Source organism: Janthinobacterium sp. GW821-FHT03C08, from assembly GCF_059420905.1.
Window position 1 is genome coordinate 1 of the sequence record NZ_JBWKUP010000049.1, and the last position, 1,243, is coordinate 1,243.

The 1,243-nt window shown below is 56.0% G+C and carries 1 protein-coding gene; it reads left to right on the top strand.

What is annotated here, in order from left to right; translation table 11 throughout:
* A partial coding sequence (locus AC07VL_RS27995) for an amino acid adenylation domain-containing protein (RefSeq protein WP_494808751.1) occupies positions 1-1,243 on the top strand: 1,243 nt, incomplete at both ends.

The window sequence follows — 1,243 nt, forward strand, 5'->3', positions numbered from 1 at the left end:
CAGCGCAGGTGGCGCTGGTCTATGGTGATGAGCAGATGACGTATGCGCAGCTCAATGCGCGGGCGAATCAACTGGCGTATGCGCTGCGGGCACGCGGTGTTAGGCATGAAAGCATCGTTGCGATAGGCCTGGAACGGAGTCCGGAGCTGATACTGAGCCTGCTGGCTGTCTTGAAGGCGGGCGGCGCCTATTTACCTCTGGATCCAGGCATGCCGGCGGAACGCTTGACCGGAATATTGGCTAACGCCTCCCCTGTACTATTGATTGCTGGTGCCGATGCGGCAGTCCTGGCAGGTGCGATACCTGTCTTGCTCATTGATCATGCAGATGCACTGATAGCTGAATACCCAGAGAAAAATCTTGACATTGCGGAAGTGAGTGGGCGCAGCCTTGCCTATCTCATGCATACCTCTGGCTCCACTGGAGAACCCAGGGGCGTGATGGTGGAACACAGGAACGTGCTGCGACTGGTAATTAACGTGGCATATGCTCCTGTCGGCGAGAGTGATTGCGTTGCCCATTGTGCGAATCCGGCGTTTGATGCCTCGACTTGGGAGATATGGAGTGCTTTGCTCAACGGTGCTCGTTTGCTCCTCATCGATCATGCGACGGTCATGGATGCTGCATCCCTCAATCGTACCCTGTCCAGAGGCGGCGTGACTGCCATGTGGTTGACCTCAGGATTGTTCAATGCCTGCGCAGAGCAACTGGGCGAAGCCTTTGGCCAGCTGACCTATCTGCTTGTCGGCGGTGATGTACTTGATTCGGGGCGCATTGCACTCGTCCTGGAAAATGCCAAACGTCCCCGTTATATACTTAATGGTTATGGCCCGACAGAAACCACAACATTTGCGACGACCTTCCAGATCGATCATGTCCACGGTTCTGCCATTCCCATAGGGCGTCCCATTGCCAATACCAGCGTGTATGTCCTGGACCGTGAAGGCCAGCCATCGCCCATAGGGGTGGAAGGCGAAATTTATATCGGGGGCGATGGCGTGGCACGCGGCTACTTGAATTGTCCGGAATTGACGAAGAAGCATTTCATTCCCGATCCATTCAGCACTGCTAAAGGTGCGCATCTTTACCGGAGTGGTGACTTGGGGAGAGTGCGCGCCGATGGCAATATCGAATTTATCGGACGTAATGATGGCCAGGTCAAGCTTCGCGGTTTCCGCATCGAACTCGGTGAGATCGAGCATCAGCTGGCGCAGCATGCGCAGGTGGGGGCGGCGGTGGTGCT